Consider the following 23,395-nt stretch of genomic DNA (forward strand, 5'->3'; position numbering starts at 1 on the left):
TATGAGCAACTGGCTTGAAAAGATCGTCCCCTCTCTTGGGCGCAGTGAGAAGAAGCGCAGCAATATCCCCGAGGGACTCTGGGACAAATGCCCCAAGTGCGAGGCGGTGCTTTATCGTCCTGAGCTGGAAAAGAACCTCAATGTATGCCCCAAGTGTGATCACCACATGCGTCTCCGTGCGCGCCGCCGTCTGGAACTGTTCCTGGACGAAGGCACCGGCGTTGAAATCGCCGCTGATGTGGAGCCGGTAGATCGCCTCAAATTCCGCGACTCCAAAAAATACAAGGATCGCCTTGTCGCAGCTCAGCGTGATACGGGTGAAAAAGATGCGCTGATCGCCATGCGCGGCGAGCTGGAAGGTATTCCTGTCGCAGCCGTCGCCTTCGAGTTCCGCTTCATGGGCGGCTCCATGGGCGCGGTTGTTGGTGAGCGTTTTGTTCAGGCGGCTGAGATGGCGCTGGAGCAGCGTATGCCGCTGATCTGTTTTGCTGCTTCTGGCGGTGCGCGTATGCAGGAAGCGCTGATCTCGCTGATGCAGATGGCGAAGACCAGTGCTGCGCTGGAGCGCATGCGCAAGGCTGGCGTGCCGTTTATCTCTGTGCTGACCGATCCGGTTTACGGTGGTGTGTCCGCGAGTCTTGCTATGTTGGGCGATCTGAACGTGGCTGAGCCGCGTGCGCTGGTTGGTTTTGCCGGACCGCGCGTTATCGAGCAGACCGTGCGTGAGAAGCTGCCCGAAGGTTTCCAGCGTAGCGAATTTCTGCTGGAACACGGTCAGGTGGATATGATTATTGCGCGTGGGGAGATGCGACCGCGTCTGGCCTCGATCCTGCGAAAGTTGCTGCATCTGCCAGCGGCCTGATGGCAAACAGGGTCACCTTCGGGTGACCTTTTTGATGGGAACAACGATGTACGCGGATTTTCCTGACACTCTCGACGCCTGGCTTGAGCGTATCGAAGCCTGTCACCCCTCGGAAATTGATCTTGGCCTGGAGCGCATCAGGCAGGTCGCTGAACGCCTTGAACTGAAATTGGATCGCAGCAGGGTAGTCACCGTTGCAGGTACCAATGGCAAAGGTTCAACCGTTACCTTGCTGGACGCTATTCTGCGCCAGGCGGGTTACACGACTGGCGTTTATACCTCGCCGCATTTCCTGCGTTACAACGAGCGTATCCGGATCAATGGCGCAGAAGCGTCCGATGCCGGCATCTGCGAAGCCTTTGTGCGCATAGAACAGGCTCGAGGCGATATTTCGCTAACCTATTTCGAATACGGCACGCTGGCTGCGCTGATCTGTTTCGAGCAGGCCAGCCCTGATGTGCTTCTGCTGGAGGTTGGGCTTGGCGGGCGTCTGGATGCGGTCAATATCGTTGATAGCGATGTGGCGGTCATAACCAGTATCGCTATCGATCACGCCGACTGGCTGGGTGATGACCGTGAGCAGATCGGCCGCGAAAAGGCGGGAGTCCTGCGGGCCGGTAAGCCACTGGTCTGTGGTGATCCCAATCCGCCGGTGAGTGTGCGTGAGAGCGCCGCTGCAGGAAAGGCTCAGTTGCTGGTTAAAGGCGAGGAGTTCAGTTACGGCGCGACGGGCGGTGCCTGGTCGTGGCGGGGCGTGGACCGCGAGGGCGGAGCGCTCGAATATACCGATCTGGTATTGCCTGAGCTGCCACTGACAAACGCGGCAACCGTGCTGCAGGTGTTGTCGCTACTCAAGCTTGATGTGAGTCCTGAGCAGATCTGCGCAGGCCTTGCGGCCGCCAGAATGACCGGTCGTATGCAGCGGTTAGAGCTAGCGGATACTGATAGTCCCTGTGTGCTGGATGTGGCGCATAACCCGGAGGCGGCCGGTTACCTCGCAAACTGGATGGCCGATCACCCGGTTGCTGGCAAGACTCATCTGGTGCTCGGTATGCTGGCCGATAAGGACATCGCAGCGGTGATGGAGCTGCTGGCGCCTCAAGTCGACATCTGGCATCTGGCCAGCCTGGTGGGCGCGCGCGCCGCGTCCTCCGCACAGTTGCGTGCACTTCTGCCTGCCGGGCAGGAGTTCGTTTGCTATGACGATGTGGAAACGGCGTTGCTTTGCGCTAAAAATGCTCTGCTGTCGGGTGACAGGCTGGTGGTCGCTGGTTCCTTCTTTACCGTGAGTGATGCCCTGGCTGCTTTGAAACTGGAAGGTTAAAGGCATGGAACGACAGGTCAAAAAACGCATTTTAGGCGCCTGTGCGGTGTTGGTGGTCGGCGCTGCGTTGATTCCCCTACTGCTCGATGGTGCCGGTTATAAAGAGCGGCATCTCGAAAGCCGTATTCCGGCAGCGCCCGAGCCTGTCGCTCAGGTTGAGGTGGAGCAGGAGATGACGGTGCTTCCGGATACCCGTGAGCCGGCTGCTCCTTCAGAGCCCGCTACCGTCAGTGTGCCTGTGGATGGTGTACAGCAGGCGGTGGAGCAGGCTAAGCCGGATATCGATCCGATTGAAGATACGCCGCAGCTGGATCAGGAGGGGGTGCCTGTCGGCTGGACGCTGCAGTTGGCCAGCTTCCGTGATGAGGCTAATGCCAAGGCGCTGCGTGCAGAGCTTCTGGATGGCGGTCACAAGGTCTACATGCGCCATATGGCGGGACTGGTCAAAGTGTTCGTCGGGCCGGAGATGCAGCGGTCCAGGTTGGAAGCGCTGCAGGAAAAGCTGAAGCAGGAGTATGCGCTTGATGGCATTATCGTGCGTTTTACAACCCAGTGATCGAGCCATTGGGTTCGCACTTTTGCTCTGCTAGAATGCGCGCTGTTTCACAGGGTAGTATCGAATGAACTGGGTTGACTGGGTGATCATCGCGATCATCGCGATTTCGAGTTTGATGAGCCTGCGCCGCGGTTTTGTCCGCGAGGCCGTCTCGCTGGCTTCTTGGGTGGTGGCATTTGTCGTTGCGCGTCTATTCGCTACCTCGCTGGCGGTTGTACTGCAGGACTATATCGATACGCCGTCACTTCGCCTGCTGGCAGCCTTTGCTATTCTCTTTGTTATTACGCTGATTGTGGGTGCTCTGGTCGGAATGCTGATAGGAGCACTGGTGTCGGCGACAGGGCTCAGCGCTACGGACAGGGTACTGGGTATCGGCTTCGGGGCTGTGCGCGGAGCGCTGGTCATCGTGGTTTTAGTCGCGCTGCTGGGTATGACCCCGGCGGTACAGGATTCATGGTGGCTGGAGTCCAGCCTGATTCCCCATTTTGTTTTGCTTGAGGACTGGACCCGTGCCGTTGCATCCGATGTTGGCCAGGTGATCTGGGATATCGGGCGTTAATAAAGTTCCTTGCTGCATCCACAGCTACTAGACATTCCTTCTGAGGTGATCTGAATGTGCGGTATCGTTGGCATCGTTGCCAAATCCTATGTAAACCAAACCATTTTCGACGCGTTGACGGTGCTTCAGCATCGTGGACAGGATGCAGCGGGGATGGTGACTTGTGAAGGAAACCGCTTCTTTCTGCGCAAGGATAACGGCCTGGTGAACGAGGTGTTCCGCACCCGTCACATGAAGCGCCTTGAAGGTAAAATGGGTATCGGCCACGTGCGTTATCCTACCGCCGGTAGCTCAAGTTCGGCAGAAGCCCAGCCGTTCTACGTGAACTCGCCTTACGGTATCGCGCTGGCGCACAACGGTAACCTGACCAACACAGAGCAGCTGGCCGACGAGATTTTCCGTGCCGATCTGCGTCACATCAACACCACCTCTGACTCTGAAGTACTGCTCAACGTGTTCGCTCACGAGCTGCAGGCTCTGGGCAAGCTGCGCCCCGGTCCGGAGGATATCTTCAAAGCGGTGGAGCGCGTGCACCAGCGCTGCCAGGGCGGTTACGCCGTCGTGGCAATCATCACCGGTTACGGCATCGTGGCCTTCCGTGATCCCTGCGGCATCCGCCCGCTGGTTTACGGCAAGCGGGAAACCGAGGCGGGCAGTGAGTACATGGTGGCTTCAGAAAGCGTCGCGCTGGATACCTCAGGTTTCGTTATGGAGCGTGACCTGGAGCCGGGTGAGGCGATCTTTATCGATACTCACGGCCAGGTGTTTACCCAGCAGTGCGCCAAGGATACCAAGCTGGCTCCCTGCCTGTTTGAATACGTTTACCTGGCGCGCCCGGACTCCATCCTTGATGGTATCTCTGTGCATGAAGCGCGCATGGAAATGGGTATCAAGCTGGCGGAAAAGGTGATGCGTGTCGCGCCGGATCACGATATCGACGTGGTGATTCCGATTCCGGATACCAGCCGTACCTCTGCGCTGGAGATGGCCAATAAGCTGGGCGTCAAATTCCGCGAAGGCTTTATCAAGAACCGCTATATCGGCCGTACCTTCATCATGCCGGGTCAGACCCAGCGCAAGAAGTCCGTGCGCCAGAAGCTTAACCCGATCAGGGGCGAGTTCCAGGATAAGGTCGTTATGCTGGTGGATGACTCCATCGTGCGTGGCACGACGTCCAAGCAGATCGTGCAGATGGCCCGTGAAGCTGGCGCGCGTAAGGTTTATGTGGCCTCTGCGGCACCAGAAGTGCGTTACCCCAACGTTTACGGTATCGATATGCCGTCCGCCAGTGAGCTGGTAGCACACGGTCGTACGGCCGAGGAGATCGGCAAATATATCGGTTGCGACTGGATGCTGTATCAGGACCTGGATGACCTGAAGGCATCCGTCACCAAGTACAACCCGGAAATTTCCGAGTTTGACACCTGTGTGTTCGATGGTCTGTACGTGACCGGTACCGTATCGCCAAGTTATCTTCGCCGTCTTGAGGAGCGTCGTAACGATGACGCCAAGGCGAGCGCTGAAGGCACCAAGATCGGCGATAACGAATCTGCCGACCTGCTGAGCAGAATTGAGTAAGGAAAGACCGATGACAACAGGATTTGAGCACCCGGAGCGCGTCCAGTTTGACGCTGAGGGTTACGCCACCGATACCCGTGCGGTGCGCGCGGGTCAGGAGCGCACGCCGGTAGGTGAGCATTCAGACCCGATCTACCCGACCTCCAGCTTCGTTTTCTCCTCTGCCCGTGAGGCGGCGGCGCGTTTTGGTGGCGAAGAAGAGGGGATGATCTATTCCCGCTTCACCAACCCGACCGTGCATGCCTTCGAGCGCCGTATTGCAGCGATGGAAGGCGGTGAGCGTGCCGTGGCGACTTCATCTGGAATGGCTGCGATCCTGAGTCTTGGTCTGTCGCTGATGCAGCAGGGCGATCATGTGGTTTGCTCGCGCAGTGTTTTCGGTTCTACCGTGTCGCTGTTCGATAAGTACCTCAGCCGTGCAGGTATCCTGACTACTTACGTCGATCCCACCGATCTTGCAGACTGGGAGCGTGCCATCCGTCCGGAAACCAAGATGCTGTTTCTGGAAACGCCGTCCAACCCGCTGGGTGAGATGAGCGATATCGCAGCCCTGGCGGAAGTGGCGCACAAGCATGATGCGCTGCTGGTGGTCGATAACTGCTTCCTGACGCCCGCACTGCAGAAGCCGCTGGAGCTGGGTGCTGATATCGTAATGCACTCGGCCACCAAGTATATCGACGGCCAGGGTCGTTGCGTCGGCGGTGTTGTTGTCGGCCGTGAAGCGGAGATGGAGCAGGTGTTCGGCTTTATCCGCACCGGTGGTACCTGCATGAGTCCGTTCAATGCCTGGGTCTTCCTCAAGGGGCTGGAAACTCTGCCGTTGAGGATGCGTGCTCACAACGACGCCGCGTCACAGCTGGCCGAGTGGCTCGAGCAGCAGCCGGGCATTGAGCGTGTTTATTACACCGGGCTGAAAAGCCATCCGCAGCATGAGCTGGCCTGCCGTCAGCAGAAAGGCTTTGGTGGCGTACTCTCGTTCGAGGTCAAGGGTGATAAGGCAGCCGCCTGGCGTTTTATCGATGCGACCAGAATGGTGTCCATTACCGGCAACCTGGGCGATGTTAAAACCACCATTACCCATCCTGCGACCACAACGCATGGTCGCATGACGCCGGAAGATCGTGCCCGCGCAGGTATTCGCGATAACCTTATCCGCTTCTCCGTGGGGCTCGAGGATATCGAGGATCTTAAAAAGGATCTGCAGTTGGGTCTGGCTGCGCTTTAAGCGTTAGCCAGCCGATCACCGTTGCCGTCATAAAGCCGGATTGTCTGGTGAAGGGGGGCGGCAGCGGTGAGTACGCTGTTTTTCAGCGCGAAGCGGTCCACGGTCATGCATAAGGGCTCCGGCAGTAGCTGGTTTTCCAGCTGACGTAAGGACGCGTCGGAGAGTAGTTCTTTACTGCGAGCCAGGGTGATGTGGGGACGAAAGTCGCGAACTGCGGTATTGATGCCGCTGATGTTCAGACTTTGGGCTACCTGATCGTGCAGGTGGCTGAGCGCTTCGCTGGGGTCGCAGCCAAGCCAGAGCGTGCGTTTGCCGAAGGTCCCGATCCTGTCCATGCTCAACTCGAAGGGTGCAAACTCTATCCTTCTCAGTGCATCATCCAGCGCGATCATCTTCTCTTGCGGCAGCTTGCCGATAAATGCCAGTGTCAGGTGAAGCTGCTCCGGCAGGCTCCAGCTCAGACCTCTGATTGCTGTTTCCCGGCGGCCAAGAGTCTCCTGCAGAGTCTCGGTCAGGTCGATGGCGATGAAGAGGCGCTGTGTGTTGGCAGACGTACCATTCGTTCGATTCATAGATACAGCCTAGTGGCGGATCAAGGCAGTTAAAAACCGGTTATGCGAATTATTCTAGCCCCTATGGAGGGCGTTGTTGATTATACGCTGCGTAAGTTACTGACCCGTGTCGGTGGCATCGATCAGTGTGTTACCGAATTCGTTCGCGTCACCGATCGACTGTTGCCGCCCGTGGTTTTTCATCGCCTGGCGCCAGAGCTGCGACAGCAGGGACGGACCGAGTCGGGTACGCTGGTATTGCTGCAGCTGCTCGGCAGTGATCCGGCGGCGCTAGCCGACAACGCCTGTCGGGCGGTGGAGCTGGGAGCTCCGGGAATCGACCTGAATTTCGGTTGCCCGGCGAAAACGGTGAATAAGAGTCGCGGCGGAGCGGTACTGCTGGATGAGCCGGAGCTGATTCATCGGATTGTGGCTGAAGTGCGTCGTGCCGTCCCTGACGATATCCCGGTCAGTGCGAAGATGCGCCTCGGGTTTCGTGACAAGGATCTGGCGCTCGATAACGCGGCGGGTATCGAGAGTGCCGGCGCGTCCTCTTTGGCGGTGCATGCGCGCACCAAGGTTGAAGGCTATAAGCCGCCAGCGCACTGGGAGTGGATCGCACGTATTCGCGAATCGGTCAATCTGCCGGTGATCGCCAATGGTGAGGTATGGACCGTAGCGGACTATCACCGCTGTCGCGAGGTCAGTGGGTGCGCTGATGTGATGATCGGCCGTGGCCTGGTAGCCAATCCTTTCCTGGCGTTAGCCATTAAGGGGATGAGTGAGCATCCCGCGGAGCCCTGGTCAGAAGTTCTGCTGCTGCTTGAGCGTTTTCATCGTGAGGCGATGAGTAATATTTCCGAAAAGCATGTGCATGGCCGCCTCAAGCAGTGGTTGCAGATGCTCTCCTGGCAGATGCCGGAGGCCAAGGATCTGTTTGCGCAGATTCGAACCGAAAAATCCCCTGAGCGGCTGCTTGAGCTGTTGATTGCGGCCAGGGCGGATCGCGACCTTAGCTCCGAGGCGGTTCCAGCCTGACCGGCTGCCGGCGCGCGCCCCAGTGGCCGTGCTCCGGCTCAAAGATCCCGGGGATCTCTCTGCCGCAGTGTTGGCAATGCCCGCTTTTATCCAGGTTCCAGGCTCCCAGCTCATACCAGTCCCTTTCGATCAAAAGCTCATTGCAGCCGGGGCACCAGGTCGAGCTTCCACGGCGGTCGTGAACATTACCTGTGTATACGTATTCAAGGCCTGTATTCAGTGCGACCTGGCGTGCGCGAGTCAGTGTCGTTGGCGCAGTAGGTGGCTTGTCGAGCATTTTCCAGTCCGGGTGAAAGGCGCTGAAGTGCAGTGGGACATCGGTTCCCAGATGATCTGCAATCCAGTGTGAGAGTTCGGAAATTTCTGCGTCGGAGTCGTTTTCGCCGGGAATGAGCAGGGTGGTTATTTCCAGCCAGACATCGGTTTCGTGGCGAATATATTCAAGTGTTTCCAGTACAGCACCTAACTGGCCGCCGCAGATGCGCTGGTAAAAGCGCTCGGTAAATGCCTTGAGGTCGATGTTGGCGGCATCCATGTGGCGGTAGAATTCCTCGCGGGGGCCGGCGCAGACATAACCGGCGGATACAGCGACGCTCTTAATGTCGAGGGCTCGTGCTGCAATGGCGCAGTCGATGGCGTATTCGTGAAAGATCACTGGATCGTTATAGGTAAATGCGATGCTGCGGCAGCCCAGTTTTTTGGCGGTGGCGGCGAGTAATTCCGGGGATGCGCTCTGGCTGAGCGTATCCATCTCCCGTGATTTGCTCATATCCCAGTTCTGGCAGAATTTGCACGCGAGGTTGCAGCCGGCAGTGCCGAAAGAGAGTACCGGGGTGCCAGGTAGAAAATGGTTGAGCGGCTTTTTCTCAATCGGATCGATGCAGAAGCCGCTGGAGCGTCCGTAGCTGTATAGACGGACCTGGCCATTTTCAACGCCACGCACGAAGCAAAGGCCTCTTTGTCCATCGCTGAGATGGCACTTTCTTGGGCACAGATCACACTGTACCTTGTCGTCGCTGATGCGATGCCACCATCGGGTGCTCACGCTATCTTTGAGATTCGTGACATTACTCATCCCCGGTCTCCGAACGTTAGGGAAGCTATGATTAAGTCTATAGCGTCTCAGCGTGGCATGAAGTGCCCGGATACTAGGCGAGCTTTGCCGTCAATGGCCGTAGCCCTTGGCAAAAAGCTCAACGCCGTAGATGGGTGCTTCATGCCGCGCCCTCCGGGGCTTGCAGGCTGGCGCACTCTCTGCGTTGGACTTTTTTGCCGTAGCGCCACTACGCCTGCAAAAGCCCGCCTTGATAGTGAGCCAGCCTGTAAGCCTGAGATGCCATGAACTTGTTCATAGCTTCCTTAGGTTGGTAGCTATAATTTTAGTTGATCCCTGCGCGGGCTAAGTTGTCGGGTTTTAGGCTTGTGGTTTAAGACACGTGAATGGGATGAATAAAATAACGGTGAATGAGATGAATCATGTACGTCCGGCCGCGGTGGCGGGTCTGTTTTACCCCGGACAGCCTGAGATCTTGCGTTCCCGGGTTACTCGCCTGCTCGATGAGCAACACCAGGAGCAGCACAGGCGTCTAATCCCTAGTGCGCTTGTTGTACCGCACGCTGGCTACGACTATTCCGGTGGGGTGGCGGCAAGTGGTTACAGCCTGTTGGCTAGCGATCCCGATCGGGCGCGAAGGTGGCGGCGGATTTTGCTGCTGGGGCCAAATCATCGAGTCCCACTGCGCGGTATTGCGGCGCCAAAGGCGGATCTCTTTGCGACTCCCTTGGGGTCAATGGCGGTAGATCAGACGGGGCTCGCCGAGTTGCAGCAGCGTTTCGATGTCCAGGTGCGAGAAGATGTGCATGCACTTGAGCATTGTCTGGAGGTGCAACTGCCGTTTCTGCATGAGCTACTGCCATCGGCTAAGTTACTTCCGCTTGTGGTCGGGCAGGAGCGGCCGGAGCCGGTGGCGGATCTGATTGAATGGGCCTGGGATCAAAAAGACATACTGGTTGTTATCAGTACGGATTTAAGTCACTACCACAGCTACGATGAAGCGTGTCGGATCGATGCTGACACTGAGCACGCCATTCTGGCGCTGCGTTCAGATATAGTCCCTGAGCAGGCCTGTGGTGCCCACGCGTTGAATGGGCTGCTGCTGGCGGCGCATCGGCGCTGCCTGTCGGCGGCGCGCTTGGCGTTATGCAACTCCGGCGATACGGCGGCCCCTCGCGATCAGGTTGTGGGGTACGGCAGCTATGTCATTTTCTAATCAGCTTTTGGGTGAAGTGCATGAGCTGGCAAGGCAGAGCCTGCTGGCGAGCTTTGGCAGGGCGGTAGAACCGGATGAACCGAAGGCGCTGGAAGCACCGGGCTGCTGTTTCGTTACCCTGACGAAGCATGGGGCATTACGTGGGTGTATAGGTTCTCTTGAACCCCATCGCTCTCTCGCCAGGGATGTTATCGAAAACAGCCGTAGTGCGGCATTTTCTGACCCTCGTTTTCCTGTCCTTGGTGAATCCGAGCTTGGCGATCTGGAAATTGAAGTGTCCATTCTTGGGCCGCACCGGGAGATTCGTATAGCAAGCGAGCAGGAGTTGCTTGAGGCGTTGGAGCCGGGTATCGATGGGCTGGTGCTGGTCTTTGAAGGACGCAGAGCGACTTTTCTACCCTCGGTATGGGAGCAGTTGGCCGAGCCGGTGGATTTTCTCCAGGCGTTAAAACGCAAAGCGGGTTTGCCCGAACAGTTTTGGTCCGAGGATATGCGCTGGTATCGCTACGGGGTTCAGAGAGTAGGCGGGTGGCTGATAGCGCGAGGCTAGATCTGTTTGCTGAGCGACCAGGTTTGATGAGAGCCGGGTTCAGATAGCGCTCGGCTTGATCTGTATCAGTCGCTGTCCTGTGAAGGCTCGCAGGGGTATGGTGTTGGTGGGTGGCTTCTATAGGTACATGTTTTTATAATCGACCGATAGAAATCAGATCATCCACCGGATCACCGCATAGAGTTTCTGAATGAATATTTCCTCGGACAAGTTGGCTCCACCCCTTATCTTTGGCTATTTTGCGCTTCTGTTTGGGGGGCTTTGGCTGGTGGACTGGTCCCAGTTTACCTGGTTTTCTGGGTTGATAACCTTTTACGCGGCGCTGTTTCTGGCGGATTTTATCAGTGGACTTGTGCATCTGTTCATTGACTATCAGCCGCTTAACTACGCTAAGGGGTATGGCGAGCTCTATGACTACAAGGGCAAGCGCAACTCCGATGATTTCAATACAAAGAAAAATCGCGTGTTTTCAAGATCAACGGTCTTTGATCGGGAGGTGTATTTTTTCAAGATACATCATCGCAACGCCGGACCCTGTGTGAATCGCCCGTACCGTGACTTTTTCTATATGACCTGCGTGCCCGCCACGGTTTTTATTCTCATCTCAATCGCGCTGTCAGTCTTCGAAGCACCGATTCCGGGCAGTGCCTATCTTGCGTTTGCGCTGCTGGTATTTTCCATTGGCGTGCTGCATACCGATCATATCCATGCTTGGGTGCATGGTTCCAAAACCATGCCCTGGGGTGTTTCCATCGCTCGGCGTGTGCAGAAATTAAAGCTGATGTATTCGATGAAAACCCATATTCGCCACCATCAGGAGGGCGAAAGCGGATTCTGCTTTATCATCGGACACGCGAATTTTCTGGTGGATGCGATCTGCCGCGTGCTGCTTCGCATGGGGATGATCGAGAAAAGGCACTGGCTGGGCCAGCGTTGATCGGCTTATCCCCATAAAAAAACCGCGCCTTGAAGCGCGGTTTTTTATGGGGCTGGAAAGCCTGTTTAGCTTTGGATCTCAATGCGGCGAGATTTCATTGCTTCCGGGATTTCGCGTACCAGATCGACGTGGAGAAGCCCGTTTTCAACGGATGCCTTGACTACACGGACGTGGTCGGCCAGCTGGAAGCGGCGCTCAAAGTTGCGTGCGGCAATGCCCTGATACAGATATTTGTGCTCCTGATCGTCCGGTTCTTTCTGGCCGGTGATCGTCAGGTTGCCGTTCTCTGTCTGGATGTCCAGTTCACTGCTGTTGAATCCCGCTACCGCCATGGTGATGCGGTATTCGTTCTCACCCAGTAATTCGATGTTGTAGGGCGGGTAGCTGGGCTGCTGTTCGTTGCTGCGGTTGGCAGCATCGAGCATGGATGCAAGGCGGTCAAAACCGATAGCAGAACGGTAAAGCGGAGAAAGATCAAAATTACGCATGTGCATATCCTCATAAAGCAATATGGGTTAAATCTGCCAGCTCTCAGGCCTGGCGGTCGGCGGGGCCTCAATCGAGCACCTCCGCCTACTTACTTTTATGAGGATACGTCTCGGGTTTTCAATACCCGAATCGAAATTTTATTCGTCCCGGTTCTTGTTGAAGATATCGATGTCGTTGGTGATTTCTACATCGACTCTCGGTGCGGGGATCTTGAAGTCGTGGACACGTTCCCAGCCTTCGGCGTCGGGAGTGCGCTCCCAGACGGTGCCCGCGTTGTAGGTCACCAGCTCTTCCAGGGATGCGTCCAGTTCCACCATTCGCTCGATGGGCATGGGAACCAGATTGATCTGCTCGTTCTCAAGAAACTCTTCGGTTTCGTAGCCGGTGAACATACGCCAGCCGGTGTCGTTCAGATGCTCGGGGACGGTTTTGTACATGAATCGCACGGGGAGTGTCTCATCGAACACCAGGCGTGAAACCAGGGCCAGAAAGCCGTTCTTGGTCTGGTTGGTTTCGTCGTCTGCAGTCATTGTGGTGTCGGCGTTGGGTCCGCGCATGAAAAGCTCCTCGCTGGTTTATCTGTGAGCGCAATTGTAACTTCAAACGGCCGTTGACCGAAGTGGGTTGGGTCAAGCCGTGGTGTAAACGGCGCATAAAGAAAAGCCCCGGCGCTAGGCCGGGGCTTTCATCTCGACTGATCTATCGATCAGATCGTGGATCAGGCTTCAACAGTCGGGATCACTGTAGAGGCTTTAGCCACGTAAGTGTCCATCTGATCGAAGTTCATGTAACGGTAGATCTCACCGGACATGCTGTCGATCTTGCTGGCGTATTCCATGTACTCCGCCGGAGTCGGCAGTTTGCCTTCCAGCGCCGCAACAGCTGCCAGCTCAGCGGACGCCAGGTATACGTTGGCGCCGTCACCGAGACGGTTCGGGAAGTTACGGGTAGAGGTGGAAACCACGGTAGACTTGGACGCTACACGTGCCTGGTTACCCATGCACAGTGAGCAGCCCGGCATTTCCATACGCGCACCGGCCTTGCCGAAGATGCTGTAGAAGCCCTCTTCGGTGAGCTGAGCCTGGTCCATCTTGGTCGGCGGAGACACCCACAGACGAGTCGGGATAGTCTTGCCGGAGGCTTCCAGCAGCTTACCAGCGGCGCGGAAGTGGCCGATGTTGGTCATGCAGGAACCGATGAACACTTCGTCGATCTTGTCGCCGGCAACGTCGGACAGCAGACGGGCATCGTCCGGGTCGTTCGGTGCGCAGAGGATCGGCTGGTCGATTTCAGACAGGTCGATCTCGATCACTTCGGCGTACTCAGCGTCAGCGTCAGCGCGCATCAGGCTCGGGTTGGCCAGCCACTCTTCCATGCCCTTGATGCGGCGCTCGATGGTACGAACATCGCCGTAACCTTCAGAGATCATCCACTTCAGCATGACGATGTTGGAGCGCAGGTACTCGGCAACGGAGTCTTCAGACAGGTTGATGGTACAGCCTGCAGCTGAACGCTCGGCAGAGGCGTCGGACAGCTCGAATGCCTGTTCAACAGTCAGGTCTTCCAGACCTTCGATCTCCAGAACGCGACCAGAGAAGGCGTTTTTCTTACCGGCTTTCTCAACGGTCAGCAGGCCCTGCTTGATGCCGTACAGCGGGATCGCGTGAACCAGGTCGCGCAGAGTGATGCCCGGGTTACGCTTGCCTTTGAAGCGAACCAGAACAGATTCCGGCATATCCAGCGGCATAACGCCGGTAGCAGCGGCGAAAGCAACCAGACCAGAACCGGCCGGGAAGGAGATGCCCAGCGGGAAGCGGGTGTGGGAGTCACCACCGGTACCCACGGTGTCCGGCAGCAGCATGCGGTTCAGCCAGGAGTGGATGATACCGTCGCCCGGGCGCAGAGCTACACCGCCGCGGTTCATGATGAAGTCCGGCAGGGTGTGGTGAGTCTGAACGTCTACTGGTTTCGGGTAAGCCGCGGTGTGGCAGAAAGACTGCATGGTCAGGTCGGCAGAGAAGCCGAGGCAGGCCAGGTCTTTCAGTTCGTCACGGGTCATGGGACCAGTGGTGTCCTGGGAACCGACGGTGGTCATCTTCGGCTCGCAGTACATGCCAGGACGGACGCCGTCCATGCCGCAGGCCTTACCGACCATTTTCTGCGCCAGGGTATAACCCTTGCCGCTGTCAGCCGGCTGTTCCGGCTTACGGAACAGGTCGGAGCCTTCCAGGCCCAGTGCTTCACGCGCTTTTTCGGTCAGGCCGCGACCGATGATCAGCGGGATACGACCGCCAGCACGGACTTCGTCCAGCAGTACCTGGGTTTTCAGGCCGAAAGTGCTGATCACTTCGTCGCTGTCGTGCTTGCAGACTTTGCCTTCGTACGGGTAAACGTCGATGACGTCGCCCATGTTCAGGTTTTCAACCGGCATTTCGATCGGCAGGGCGCCTGCATCTTCCATGGTGTTATAGAAGATCGGAGCGATCTTGCCACCGAAGCAGTAGCCGCCAGCGCGCTTGTTCGGTACGTTCGGGATGTCATCGCCGAAGAACCAAAGTACGGAGTTGGTAGCGGACTTACGGGAAGAACCGGTACCGACTACGTCACCAACGTAAGCAACCGGGAAGCCTTTGGCTTTGACTTCTTCGATCTGCGCGAGAGGGCCTTTAACACCCGGTTCTTCCGGGTTGATGCCTTCACGTTCCATCTTCAGCATCGCGTTGGCATGCAGCGGGATGTCAGGACGTGACCAGGCGTCAGGAGCCGGAGACAGGTCGTCGGTGTTGGTTTCGCCCGGTACCTTGAACACGGTAACGGTGATTTTGTCTTCCAGTTTCGGCTTGCTGGTGAACCATTCGCCGTTGGCCCAGGACTCTACGACCTGTTTTGCGAAGGCGTTACCGGCGTCCATTTTTTCCTTCACGTCATGGAAGGCATCGAACATCAGCAGGGTGTGAGACAGTGCCTTGGCGGCAGTCGGTGCCAGGTCGGCATCGTCAAGCGCTTCAACCAGCGGGGCGATGTTGTAACCGCCTAGCATGGTGCCGAGCAGTTCGACAGCCTTGACCTTGTCAACCAGCGGTGAGGATGCCTCACCTTTGGCGATTGCTGCCAGGAAACCGGCTTTTACGTAAGCGGCCTGGTCAACACCGGCGGGAACGCGGTTAGTAAGAAGCTCCAGCAGGAACTCTTCTTCACCGGCCGGCGGGTTCTTCAGCAGTTCGACCAGATCGGCGGTCTGTTCAGGTTCCAGGGGTTTCGGCGGCACGCCTTCAGCGGCGCGTTCTTCTACATGTTTACGGTAAGCTTCTAGCACGACAAGGCCCTCATCTGTTGTCACCACACACAGACAGCTGAACACCCCGGCAGGGATGTCTATACTTCTGCAGTGGGTTATCGATTAGGTATCGATTAGTGTTTGGCGACGCGAATTTTATAGGAAGGGGTTGCCAAAGTTAAGTTTGTCGACAATCTTGGGCGTTAGACTTTGGCCTATTAGCCAACGCGTCGCCGCGTTGATACGCATCAAGCTATGCGCCCCTCGGGGTTGCGCAGGCCTTTGATAGACCGGTATAAAGTGTTCATACGCCCGTTCGGTTAATTGGAGTTATTCCGTGACCTTACCATTAACGGTGGAGTCATCCGGAGTGGATGCCTCGCGCCAGTACCAAATAGTTCGGCAGCTAGAGCTGTTCCGTATCCAGGAGGACCCCCATCTTATCTACAGGGGGCAGGAGCATCTGATCGTGCTGCGATACCTGCAGCGCAGGGTTGCCGCGCGGCCAATTCAGCTGCGTAATCATATTCGCCGCGTTTATCTGGCTATTCAAAGCCGGGAAGTGGCGCATCTGACCGGCGCTCTGGTTGATCTCATGCTGATCCTCAAAGGCAAGGGGCGTTACCTGGTTGAGCGCATGCTTGATCAATCGCGTCCGTTGCTTAAACCCGAGTATCACCAATTGATGAAAAAGGTTTGCGATACAGGGCAAACCGACAGACTCCGTGCGATTCCCGTGGGGGAATCGGTGCTTAGTAACGGCGGGATGCCATCAGTGGCCAGGATGCAATGAGTAAAACCGGTTCTATTGGGCTAATCGGTTTTGATGATCGAGAAAGGAACCAGCTGGAAGTTTTTCTCAACAGTTCTGAAAATCCCGGTTTCGTTGAAAGCGATCCGGTCAAATCAGATGCGTTGTTGGTAAACCTCGCTTCGGCAGATGATAAGAAGCGGTTTCTGCGCTGGTATGCAGGGCGTCCGGATTGCCCGGTCGTCGCTGTGGTCGATGATCAAACCGTATCTGGCGGTATGCATACCCTGAAACGTCCCATGACGCTCGCGGGCCTTAAAAAGGTGTTGCGGGAGGTCATTCGGGAGATTCAATTCAGTTCGTCAGGCAGTGGCAGTTCTAACGCAGCGGAGGGTGAAGCCCCATCGTTGCTGAAAATGTCACCGGAAGAGCTCAAGGCGCTGATTGCGGCTTCTGGAGTGACTCCGAAGAAAACCAAACCTCGTACTCCCGAGCAGGATGTCGGCCGCGATGGTCGCAAAGAAAACCTGATTCTGCGCTGGAGTGACGCTGAGTGGCAGTCGCTGGTACGCAGTGCCTGCGGCACACTCCCTGATCTCGACCTGTCCAACCCGGCAGATCGCAGGCGCCTGTCGTTCTCGGCGGCGGCGCAGGGGCGTTTCCTGGAGCAGATAAACCAGGCCGTGCTGAAAGGACGGGAAAAGGGCAAGCCGGTTCAACTGACCGGAATACCGGGAGAGTTGCTCTACTTCCCTGAGCTTGACCTGTTCAGTTATGACCTGGACCCCGATCTGCTGATCCAGATGGCGAATAGCCGTTTCGGGCCGGGAGAGCTGGGTTGCGAAGAACTTGAGGAGCAGTCGCCCAATCGCCCAACCGCGCAGCGGGATGAGCTTCTTTGGGTGTTGGCGCTGTTTACCTCTGCGGGTCGTGTTCCCGATTATCTTGATCCGGCGGCTCCGTTAATTCTTAAAGAGATGCCGGACCTTTCACGATTTTTGTTAACGCCTCACGCAGAACGGATCGCGCGGGCTTGGTATGCAGAAAAGCAGAGTGCCACGGCAATCGCTTCTGCTCTCAAGATTCCGCAGCGATATGTGTTTTCATTCATGGTCGCAGCTGATGCGGCCGGTCTGTTCGAGCGTCAATAAGGAGATTCACGCATGAGCGCTCAATCCAATAGGCCTACCGAAGCAGGCGATGAGACGCTTTATTTTCAGGTTCTGCCGGCCGGTGCGTATTACGCAACGTTCAGCGCCGAACCCGACGATATGAGGGCCTTGCTGCTTCAGTTACTCAGTTCAGACACGGCAGTGCCCTATATACCGGCGTTGCTTGGCAAGCTGACAGGCCTGAACAGCGAGGAAGCGGACAAGCTTCTAACCACCATGAGTGGTCGTAATTTTCTGGAGCTTGTCAGCGATCCGCTCGAAATTGTCAGCGGCTCTTTGCAGGATATCCTGCCCGATCTGATCGGCCCTCTGGGGGAAGGCAAGGTCTTGCTGGCTGATGAACAGGGTTTTGCACTTGCTCAAAAAGGGTTTGAGCGGGAAGAAGAGGAAGCCGTTGCCGGTCTTGCAGCTGACGTCATCATGCTCTACGAGCGTCATGAGTCACTGATTACAAACCAGCTTGGGCTGCTGGGCTGTTCCTGGGCGCTGGTAAACGCCGTGGGACAGAGTGATCTCGGGTTCTGGGTACTCACCATTGGCCGAGAAAAATTTCTATTGATCATTGAGGGGATGCCGTATCTGAACCGGCAATCCTTTGTTGACCTAACATCAGTTCTGATCCGGCGCTACCTGGATCACTAAGACCTGCAGTGGAATAAGGAGATTTTCATGCGCGCGGAAGTATTGAGTTCAATCTTGCGTGACCTGAACGGCACTTCAACCGAAATCGAGGCCTGTGCCGTGATTTCGACTGACGGCCTTGTTATCGACTCGCTTTTGCCAGCGGGTATGGATGAAGACCGCGTTGGTGCCATGAGCGCTGCGATCCTCTCCCTTGGTGAGCGCACAGCCCGTGAGCTTGCCCGTGGCGATCTGGAGCAGGTTCTGGTCAAGGGGGCGGACGGTTACATCCTGATGACCCACGCAAACTCTGAATCTGTGTTGACCGTTGTAGCCAAGCCGAATGCACGCCTTGGTCTTATCTTCCTGGACGTTAAACGGGCAGCTGAGGCGATCGGCAAGGTGCTCTAAGCGGCTGGAATCGGCATCGACCAGTCTGGTTGGTGCCGAATCTCAGTGTTTGGCTGTTCAAGGAGTGGCTCCATGTCAGAAAAGGATACCGGGTCAGTCAGTGAAGTGCTGATCAAATATTTTGGCGGCGACGAACGGCTCGCCAAAATCGTCGATGAGGAAGTACCTTATCCCGACGGTAAGCTGATTGTCTCGCGCACCGATCCCAAGGGGATCATTACCCACGTAAATCAGGCGTTTGTCGATATGTCGGCGTACACGCGCGAGGAACTGGTGGGTGCAAATCACAATATCCTCCGTCACCCTGATATGCCCGCTGTGGCGTTTAAGGGTTTGTGGGATACGGTGGAAAATGGCGAGAAGTGGCAGGGGTATGTGAAAAACCTGCGCAAAGACGGCAAGTATTACTGGGTCAAGGCTACAGTAATTCCCAATATCCGTCAGGGCAAGCTGGTAGGTTACACCTCGGTGCGCCGCAAGCCTTCCCGTAGCAAGATTCGCGAAAGCGAGGCACTGTACGAGACGTTGCAGTAAGGAGCAGGGAATGCCTTTTAATTTTACCGTTAGTCCGGACTTTGCGCCGGACCATATGTCTGGCTGGTTCTATTTCAATACCTGGTTGCAGAGAAATCTGGGTACGGATATCCATCTTGAGCTGTTCGACAGCTTCGATGCTCAGCGAGATGCGATAAAAGCGGGCCAGGTGGATCTGATCTACGCCAACCCCTATGACGCTTCCATGCTGGTGCGTGAGCTGGGCTTCAAGGCAGTGGCTCGGCCGGCGGGCAAAAAGGATGAGGCGGTTATCGTTGTCCCGGCTAATAGCCAGGCCGAGGCTGTCGAAGATCTCGAAGCGGGCGTGAGACTGGCGACCACCGATGACCCGGATGTGCATACCATCGGTATGATCATGCTGGAACCGGCGGATCTGGATGCTTCCAATATCTCGCAGAAAGATTACGACACCTACATTCTTGTCGCCAAGGCGCTGTTGCGGGGCGAGGCCGATGTCGGCTTTTTCCTGAAGCAGGGTTTTGATGAGCTCTCTGACCTCATCAAGAAACAGATGCGGGTGTTGGTGAGCAGTCAGATCAGCGTGGTTCATCATGCGCTGCTGGTTGGGCCGCAGATGCAGGACTGCATGGCGGAACTCAAGGCTCTGGTCACACAGATGCACAAGGATGAAAAAGGCATAGGTGTGCTCGAAAGCATGGGTATCAAGGAATTTGAGTCTATGTCTACAGAGCAGACGGAGTTTATGATCGATCTGATCGATACCCTCACGATTTAATTCTCTCCAGGTTCCAAGTCAGGGGCGGCAACTTTGCGTTATACTTGCCGCCCTTTATTCACTTCTTGCTTTAAAACGATTTCTCATGACCGATGCACTTGAAGAAATTCAGGCGTTTCTGGGTTGCTCAACACCCCAGGCCTGGATTGAGGTGGCCGCAAAGCCCGAATCTTTGGCCGTGCTCCTGATCGACCACGCACACTGCGAAAAGAAGGCAGCGTCCACCGCCATGAATCTGATGTTCCGCTACGTGGACCGCAGCGATCTGCTCAATAAGATGTCGCGCCTGGCGCGAGAGGAGCTGATTCACTTTGAACAGTGCCTGGCGCTGATGGAGGCGCGCGGTATCGAATACGGCCACATGTCGCCGGCGCGATATGCGGGAGGTATGCGTGAAAAGGTGAGAACGAGCGAACCGGGGCGTCTGGTTGATCTACTGATTATCGGAGCCTTTATCGAAGCGCGTTCATGTGAGCGTTTTGCGGCGCTTGCTCCATACCTGGATGCAGAGCTATCAAAGTTTTACCGTTCGCTGCTAAAGTCTGAAGGGCGGCATTATCAGGACTATCTTGGTTTGGCCGAGGCTTATGCCGGTGAGTCTATCGAGGAGAGGATTCAGGAGTTTCGCGAGCTGGAAATGCAGCTAATCCAGGCGCCGGACCCAGACTTTCGTTTTCATAGCGGTGTGCCGGATTCCCAGCAGGCCGCTTGAGCTTGTGGCGTTCACGCCGGGTTGGTCTGCCTAGACCGGCGTGAACTCGATCAGCTCAAGGTTGGTGGTGGCTTCGCTCTCAACCAGGTACCAGCCGTTCTGCCCCCAGTCTCCGAGTACGATGCGCTTGCCGATGCCTGGTGCGATCTGGTCCGGATGTATGGCAGGGCGGTGGGTATGTCCATGAATCAGAACTTCGACACCGTGCTGGCGCATCTGTCGGCTCACTTCCTCAGCGTTTACATCCATGATCGTTTCAGCTTTCATCGCGCCCTGTGCCTTGCTCTGCGCGCGCATCTGTTCGGCAATGGCGCGTCGCTGTTCTACAGGCTGGGAGAGAAACTGCTGTTGCCAGTCAGGGTTACGTACCTGGGTGCGGAATTGTTGGTAAGGCTCATCGTCAGTACACAACTGGTCGCCATGCATCAGCAGGGCGGGGCCGGAGTTTAGTTCTATCACCAGGGCTTCGGGCAGAAGCGTTGCACCGATCCGTTTGGCAAAGGCTTCACCGACCAGGAAATCACGATTACCGTGCTGGAAGAAGACCTCGGAACCGCCGTTGCTCAGTTGCTCGAGCTTGTCGAGGGCTGGCTCCATGCCATCCAGAGGTGCGTCGTCACCGATCCAGTATTCAAAGATATCGCCCAGCAGGTAGAGGCTGTCTCCCGGCTGGATGATCTCCTCAAGGAAATATAGAAACGCCCGGGTGATGTCCGGGCGTTCGGGTTGCAGATGAAGGTCTGCAATGAAATAGCGTTTCATGCTCAGGCGTCGGCTTTTTCGCTGATAACGGCGCGCTCGATGATGACGTCTTCGGCCGGCACATCCTGGTGGCCTGCACGCATGGTGGTGCGCACGCTCTTGATGCGGTTGACCACATCCATGCCATCTACCACTTCACCGAACACCGCGTAGCCCCAGCCTTCTGTGGTTTTGGCAGTGTGGTCGAGGAAGATGTTATCGGACACGTTGATGAAGAACTGTGCCGATGCGGAGTGAGGATCCATGGTGCGTGCCATGGCGATAGTGCCTGCCTTGTTGGACAGACCGTTGTCGGCTTCGTTTTCGATTGAGTCGCGGGTTTTCTTGTTGCTCATGCCCGGCTCGAAACCGCCGCCCTGGATCATGAATCCGTCGATGACGCGGTGGAAGATCACGCCGTCGTAAAAGCCGTCGCGAACGTATTGCTCGAAATTGGCTGCTGTTTTAGGCGCCTTCTCATGGTTCAGTTCAAGCGTGATGTCGCCAAAATTGGTTTGCAGGGTGATCATTGTGCTGGTCTCTGTGTTGGCATTTCATACTTATTAGTGTCCCGCCATTATACGCAAGTCGCAATTGAGTGCATCAAATTGGCGTGGCGCAGTTTTATCTCCCCGGTTTTTTCTTCTGCCGTTTCGGGCCTCTATGGACAGGCAGAAAGGTGTTCGCTGCATTCACAGTGCTTTGCGAATCGTTCTACGGTTATAATGTCGCCCTCAGGTTCCAGTCGCCTGGACGGAGTCCAGCGGCTGCGTCAATTCAGTTTCGACAAGACGCGGATATGACCAAAAACGAAAGCACCAAGCCGACCAACTTTATCCATCAGATTATCGAGGAAGATCTGAAAAACGGGGCCAATGATGGCAAAGTCATCACCCGTTTCCCGCCAGAGCCTAATGGCTACCTGCACATCGGGCACGCGAAATCGATCTGCCTCAACTTCGGTACTGCACTGAAATACGGCGGTGAGTGTAACCTGCGTTTTGATGACACCAACCCGGAAAAAGAGAGCCAGGAATACATCGATTCCATCGTCGCTGACGTGCGCTGGCTGGGTTTTGAGTGGGCTGGCGATATCCGTTACAGCTCCGATTATTTCGATACCCTGTTCGAATGGGCGCTTCACCTGATTCGCGAGGGTAAAGCCTACGTGGATAGTCTCAGCGCCCATGAAATGCGCGAGTATCGCGGTACGCTGACCGAGCCAGGCAAAGAAAGCCCGTACCGAAGCCGCAGTGTTGAGGAAAACCTGGATCTGTTCGAGAAGATGCGCCAGGGCGCTTTCGACGAAGGCGAGTGTGTGCTGCGTGCCAAGATCGATATGGCGTCGCCGAACATCAATATGCGCGATCCGGTTATCTACCGCATTCGCAAGGCTCACCATCACCAGAGCGGCGACAAGTGGTGTATCTATCCGTCATACGATTTCACGCACGGCCAGTCTGATGCACTTGAAGGTGTGACCCACTCTATCTGCACGCTGGAGTTCGAAGATCATCGCCCGCTGTATGAGTGGTTTGTCGAAAACCTGCCGGTGCCGGTTAAACCGCGTCAGTATGAGTTCGCCCGCCTCAACCTGAACTATACCGTCACCAGTAAGCGCAAGCTCAAGCTGCTGGTTGATGAAGCCAAAGTAAATGGCTGGAATGATCCCCGTATGCCGACCATCTCAGGTCTGCGTCGTCGCGGGTATACACCGGCGTCTATCCGTAATTTCTGCGACATGATCGGTGTGACCCGTTCCAACGGGGTCGTCGATATGGGCATGCTTGAGGCCGCCGTGCGCGATGATCTGGATGCCAATGCGCCGCGTGCCATGTGCGTGGTTGAGCCGATCAAACTGACCATTACCAATATGCCGGAAGGTGAAGAGGAATGGTTTGAACTGCCGGCGCATCCCAAGGACGAGTCCATGGGCGCGCGCAAGGTGCCGTTCACTCGTAACCTGCTGATCGAACGCGAAGATTTCGCCGAAGTGCCGCCGCGTAAGTGGAAACGTCTGTCTCCGGGTGAAGCGGTGCGTCTGCGTGGTGCCTACGTTATCCGTTGCGAAGAGGTGATCAAGGACGACAGCGGTGAAGTGGTCGAGATCAAAGCGACCTTCGATCCGGAAACCAAGGGCGCCAATCCGACAGATTACAAGCCCAAGGGCGTCATCCACTGGGTGTCTGCGGAAAACTCCGTTGCCTGTGAAGTACGTGCTTATGATCGTCTGTTTACCGAGGCAAATCCGGACGCAGACAAGGAACGTGACTTCCATGACTTCATTAATCCTGAGTCATTGGTGGTTTACCCTCATGCGCGTGCCGAAATCGGCCTGAAAACTGCTGCGGTCGAAAGTCGCTTCCAGTTTGAGCGTCAGGGTTACTTCTGCGTTGATCCGGATTCCACTGAAACCCACATGGTCTTCAACCGCACTGTCGGTCTGCGAGACTCCTGGGCGAAGATGCAGAGCAAGTAAG

The 23,395-nt window shown here is 56.3% G+C and carries 25 protein-coding genes; 18 read left to right on the top strand and 7 right to left on the bottom strand.

What is annotated here, in order from left to right:
- The first annotated feature begins 1 nt into the window (after nt 1).
- From accD to C4S72_RS02365, 6 genes are all read left to right on the top strand, one after another.
- Nucleotides 2–862: an acetyl-CoA carboxylase, carboxyltransferase subunit beta gene (gene accD, locus C4S72_RS02340; RefSeq protein ID WP_104001459.1), complete on the top strand. Its 861-nt coding sequence runs from the start codon at nt 2–4 to the stop codon at nt 860–862.
- A gap of 34 nt (nt 863–896) precedes the next feature.
- Nucleotides 897–2,186 (top strand): bifunctional tetrahydrofolate synthase/dihydrofolate synthase, encoded by a 1,290-nt coding sequence (folC, locus tag C4S72_RS02345; protein WP_235009022.1) that lies wholly within the window; start codon nt 897–899, stop codon nt 2,184–2,186.
- A gap of 4 nt (nt 2,187–2,190) precedes the next feature.
- Complete coding sequence (locus C4S72_RS02350; RefSeq protein ID WP_104001461.1) at nt 2,191–2,742, top strand: SPOR domain-containing protein; 552 nt, start codon at nt 2,191–2,193, stop codon at nt 2,740–2,742.
- A 64-nt stretch (nt 2,743–2,806) separates the two neighbouring features.
- Nucleotides 2,807–3,301, top strand: coding sequence for a CvpA family protein (locus tag C4S72_RS02355; protein WP_104001462.1), 495 nt, complete (start codon nt 2,807–2,809; stop codon nt 3,299–3,301).
- Between the two features lie 54 nt (nt 3,302–3,355).
- Nucleotides 3,356–4,879: an amidophosphoribosyltransferase gene (gene purF / locus C4S72_RS02360; protein ID WP_104001463.1), complete on the top strand. Its 1,524-nt coding sequence runs from the start codon at nt 3,356–3,358 to the stop codon at nt 4,877–4,879.
- A 10-nt stretch (nt 4,880–4,889) separates the two neighbouring features.
- Nucleotides 4,890–6,104, top strand: coding sequence for an O-succinylhomoserine sulfhydrylase (locus C4S72_RS02365; RefSeq protein WP_104001464.1), 1,215 nt, complete (start codon nt 4,890–4,892; stop codon nt 6,102–6,104).
- Here the strand turns inward: C4S72_RS02365 and thpR are convergent.
- Nucleotides 6,101–6,676, bottom strand: a complete 576-nt coding sequence (thpR, locus tag C4S72_RS02370) for an RNA 2',3'-cyclic phosphodiesterase (protein WP_104001465.1) — start codon at nt 6,674–6,676, stop codon at nt 6,101–6,103. The two genes, C4S72_RS02365 and thpR, sit on opposite strands and share 4 nt — an antisense overlap.
- A 42-nt stretch (nt 6,677–6,718) precedes the next feature.
- On the opposite strand from thpR, the gene C4S72_RS02375 reads away from it, so the two are divergent.
- Entirely contained in the window at nt 6,719–7,693 is a 975-nt protein-coding gene (locus C4S72_RS02375) for a tRNA dihydrouridine synthase (RefSeq protein ID WP_104001466.1), read from the top strand.
- Here the strand turns inward: C4S72_RS02375 and amrS are convergent.
- Nucleotides 7,668–8,768, bottom strand: a complete 1,101-nt coding sequence (gene amrS / locus C4S72_RS02380; RefSeq protein WP_104001467.1) for an AmmeMemoRadiSam system radical SAM enzyme — start codon at nt 8,766–8,768, stop codon at nt 7,668–7,670. The two genes, C4S72_RS02375 and amrS, sit on opposite strands and share 26 nt — an antisense overlap.
- Before the next feature lie 394 nt (nt 8,769–9,162).
- Here amrS and amrB point away from each other — a divergent pair, with 394 nt between their 5' ends.
- The 3 genes from amrB to C4S72_RS02395 all read left to right on the top strand — a co-directional run bounded on the left by amrB (nt 9,163) and on the right by C4S72_RS02395 (nt 11,450).
- Nucleotides 9,163–9,963 carry an AmmeMemoRadiSam system protein B gene (gene amrB / locus C4S72_RS02385; protein ID WP_104003018.1) on the top strand — a complete coding sequence of 267 codons (801 nt, stop codon included), beginning with the start codon at nt 9,163–9,165 and terminating at the stop codon, nt 9,961–9,963.
- Complete coding sequence (amrA, locus tag C4S72_RS02390; protein ID WP_104001468.1) at nt 9,950–10,513, top strand: AmmeMemoRadiSam system protein A; 564 nt, start codon at nt 9,950–9,952, stop codon at nt 10,511–10,513. Before amrB ends, amrA begins: the two co-directional genes overlap by 14 nt.
- Before the next feature lie 190 nt (nt 10,514–10,703).
- Nucleotides 10,704–11,450, top strand: coding sequence for a fatty acid desaturase CarF family protein (locus tag C4S72_RS02395; protein ID WP_104001469.1), 747 nt, complete (start codon nt 10,704–10,706; stop codon nt 11,448–11,450).
- Nucleotides 11,451–11,515: 65 nt separating this feature from the next.
- Here C4S72_RS02395 and C4S72_RS02400 read toward each other — a convergent pair whose 3' ends face one another.
- The 3 genes from C4S72_RS02400 to acnB all read right to left on the bottom strand — a co-directional run bounded on the left by C4S72_RS02400 (nt 11,516) and on the right by acnB (nt 15,255).
- Nucleotides 11,516–11,938: an Hsp20 family protein gene (locus C4S72_RS02400; RefSeq protein ID WP_104001470.1), complete on the bottom strand. Its 423-nt coding sequence runs from the start codon at nt 11,936–11,938 to the stop codon at nt 11,516–11,518.
- A gap of 138 nt (nt 11,939–12,076) precedes the next feature.
- The gene (locus tag C4S72_RS02405; RefSeq protein WP_104001471.1) at nt 12,077–12,496 is read right to left on the bottom strand and encodes an immunity protein Imm33 domain-containing protein; all 420 of its coding nucleotides are present in this window, start codon (nt 12,494–12,496) and stop codon (nt 12,077–12,079) included.
- Nucleotides 12,497–12,657: 161 nt separating this feature from the next.
- Nucleotides 12,658–15,255: a bifunctional aconitate hydratase 2/2-methylisocitrate dehydratase gene (acnB, locus tag C4S72_RS02410; protein ID WP_104003019.1), complete on the bottom strand. Its 2,598-nt coding sequence runs from the start codon at nt 15,253–15,255 to the stop codon at nt 12,658–12,660.
- Between the two features lie 298 nt (nt 15,256–15,553).
- Here acnB and C4S72_RS25575 point away from each other — a divergent pair, with 298 nt between their 5' ends.
- From C4S72_RS25575 to miaE, 7 genes are all read left to right on the top strand, one after another.
- On the top strand, nt 15,554–16,009 hold the full coding sequence (locus tag C4S72_RS25575) for a hypothetical protein (protein WP_146071850.1): 456 nt from the start codon (nt 15,554–15,556) through the stop codon (nt 16,007–16,009).
- Complete coding sequence (locus tag C4S72_RS02420; RefSeq protein ID WP_104001473.1) at nt 16,006–17,118, top strand: hypothetical protein; 1,113 nt, start codon at nt 16,006–16,008, stop codon at nt 17,116–17,118. Before C4S72_RS25575 ends, C4S72_RS02420 begins: the two co-directional genes overlap by 4 nt.
- Before the next feature lie 12 nt (nt 17,119–17,130).
- Entirely contained in the window at nt 17,131–17,781 is a 651-nt protein-coding gene (locus tag C4S72_RS02425; protein ID WP_235009023.1) for a hypothetical protein, read from the top strand.
- A gap of 27 nt (nt 17,782–17,808) precedes the next feature.
- Nucleotides 17,809–18,171 (top strand): roadblock/LC7 domain-containing protein, encoded by a 363-nt coding sequence (locus C4S72_RS02430; protein ID WP_104001474.1) that lies wholly within the window; start codon nt 17,809–17,811, stop codon nt 18,169–18,171.
- Nucleotides 18,172–18,243: 72 nt separating this feature from the next.
- The gene (locus tag C4S72_RS02435) at nt 18,244–18,705 is read left to right on the top strand and encodes a PAS domain-containing protein (protein ID WP_104001475.1); all 462 of its coding nucleotides are present in this window, start codon (nt 18,244–18,246) and stop codon (nt 18,703–18,705) included.
- 10 nt (nt 18,706–18,715) lie between these two features.
- On the top strand, nt 18,716–19,462 hold the full coding sequence (locus C4S72_RS02440; protein WP_104001476.1) for a phosphate/phosphite/phosphonate ABC transporter substrate-binding protein: 747 nt from the start codon (nt 18,716–18,718) through the stop codon (nt 19,460–19,462).
- Nucleotides 19,463–19,547: 85 nt separating this feature from the next.
- Nucleotides 19,548–20,174 carry a tRNA-(ms[2]io[6]A)-hydroxylase gene (miaE, locus tag C4S72_RS02445; RefSeq protein ID WP_104001477.1) on the top strand — a complete coding sequence of 209 codons (627 nt, stop codon included), beginning with the start codon at nt 19,548–19,550 and terminating at the stop codon, nt 20,172–20,174.
- Between the two features lie 30 nt (nt 20,175–20,204).
- Here miaE and C4S72_RS02450 read toward each other — a convergent pair whose 3' ends face one another.
- Together C4S72_RS02450 and C4S72_RS02455 are read right to left on the bottom strand one after the other, a co-directional pair.
- Nucleotides 20,205–20,936, bottom strand: coding sequence for a UDP-2,3-diacylglucosamine diphosphatase (locus C4S72_RS02450; RefSeq protein ID WP_104001478.1), 732 nt, complete (start codon nt 20,934–20,936; stop codon nt 20,205–20,207).
- 2 nt (nt 20,937–20,938) lie between these two features.
- A complete protein-coding gene (locus tag C4S72_RS02455; RefSeq protein ID WP_104001479.1) occupies nt 20,939–21,445 on the bottom strand; it encodes a peptidylprolyl isomerase in 507 nt (168 codons plus the stop codon).
- A gap of 269 nt (nt 21,446–21,714) precedes the next feature.
- On the opposite strand from C4S72_RS02455, the gene C4S72_RS02460 reads away from it, so the two are divergent.
- Nucleotides 21,715–23,394, top strand: a complete 1,680-nt coding sequence (locus tag C4S72_RS02460; RefSeq protein ID WP_104001480.1) for a glutamine--tRNA ligase/YqeY domain fusion protein — start codon at nt 21,715–21,717, stop codon at nt 23,392–23,394.
- Nucleotide 23,395: the final 1 nt, after the last annotated feature.

This window comes from Marinobacterium lutimaris, from assembly GCF_900108065.1.
Classification (GTDB): domain Bacteria; phylum Pseudomonadota; class Gammaproteobacteria; order Pseudomonadales; family Balneatricaceae; genus Marinobacterium_D; species Marinobacterium_D lutimaris.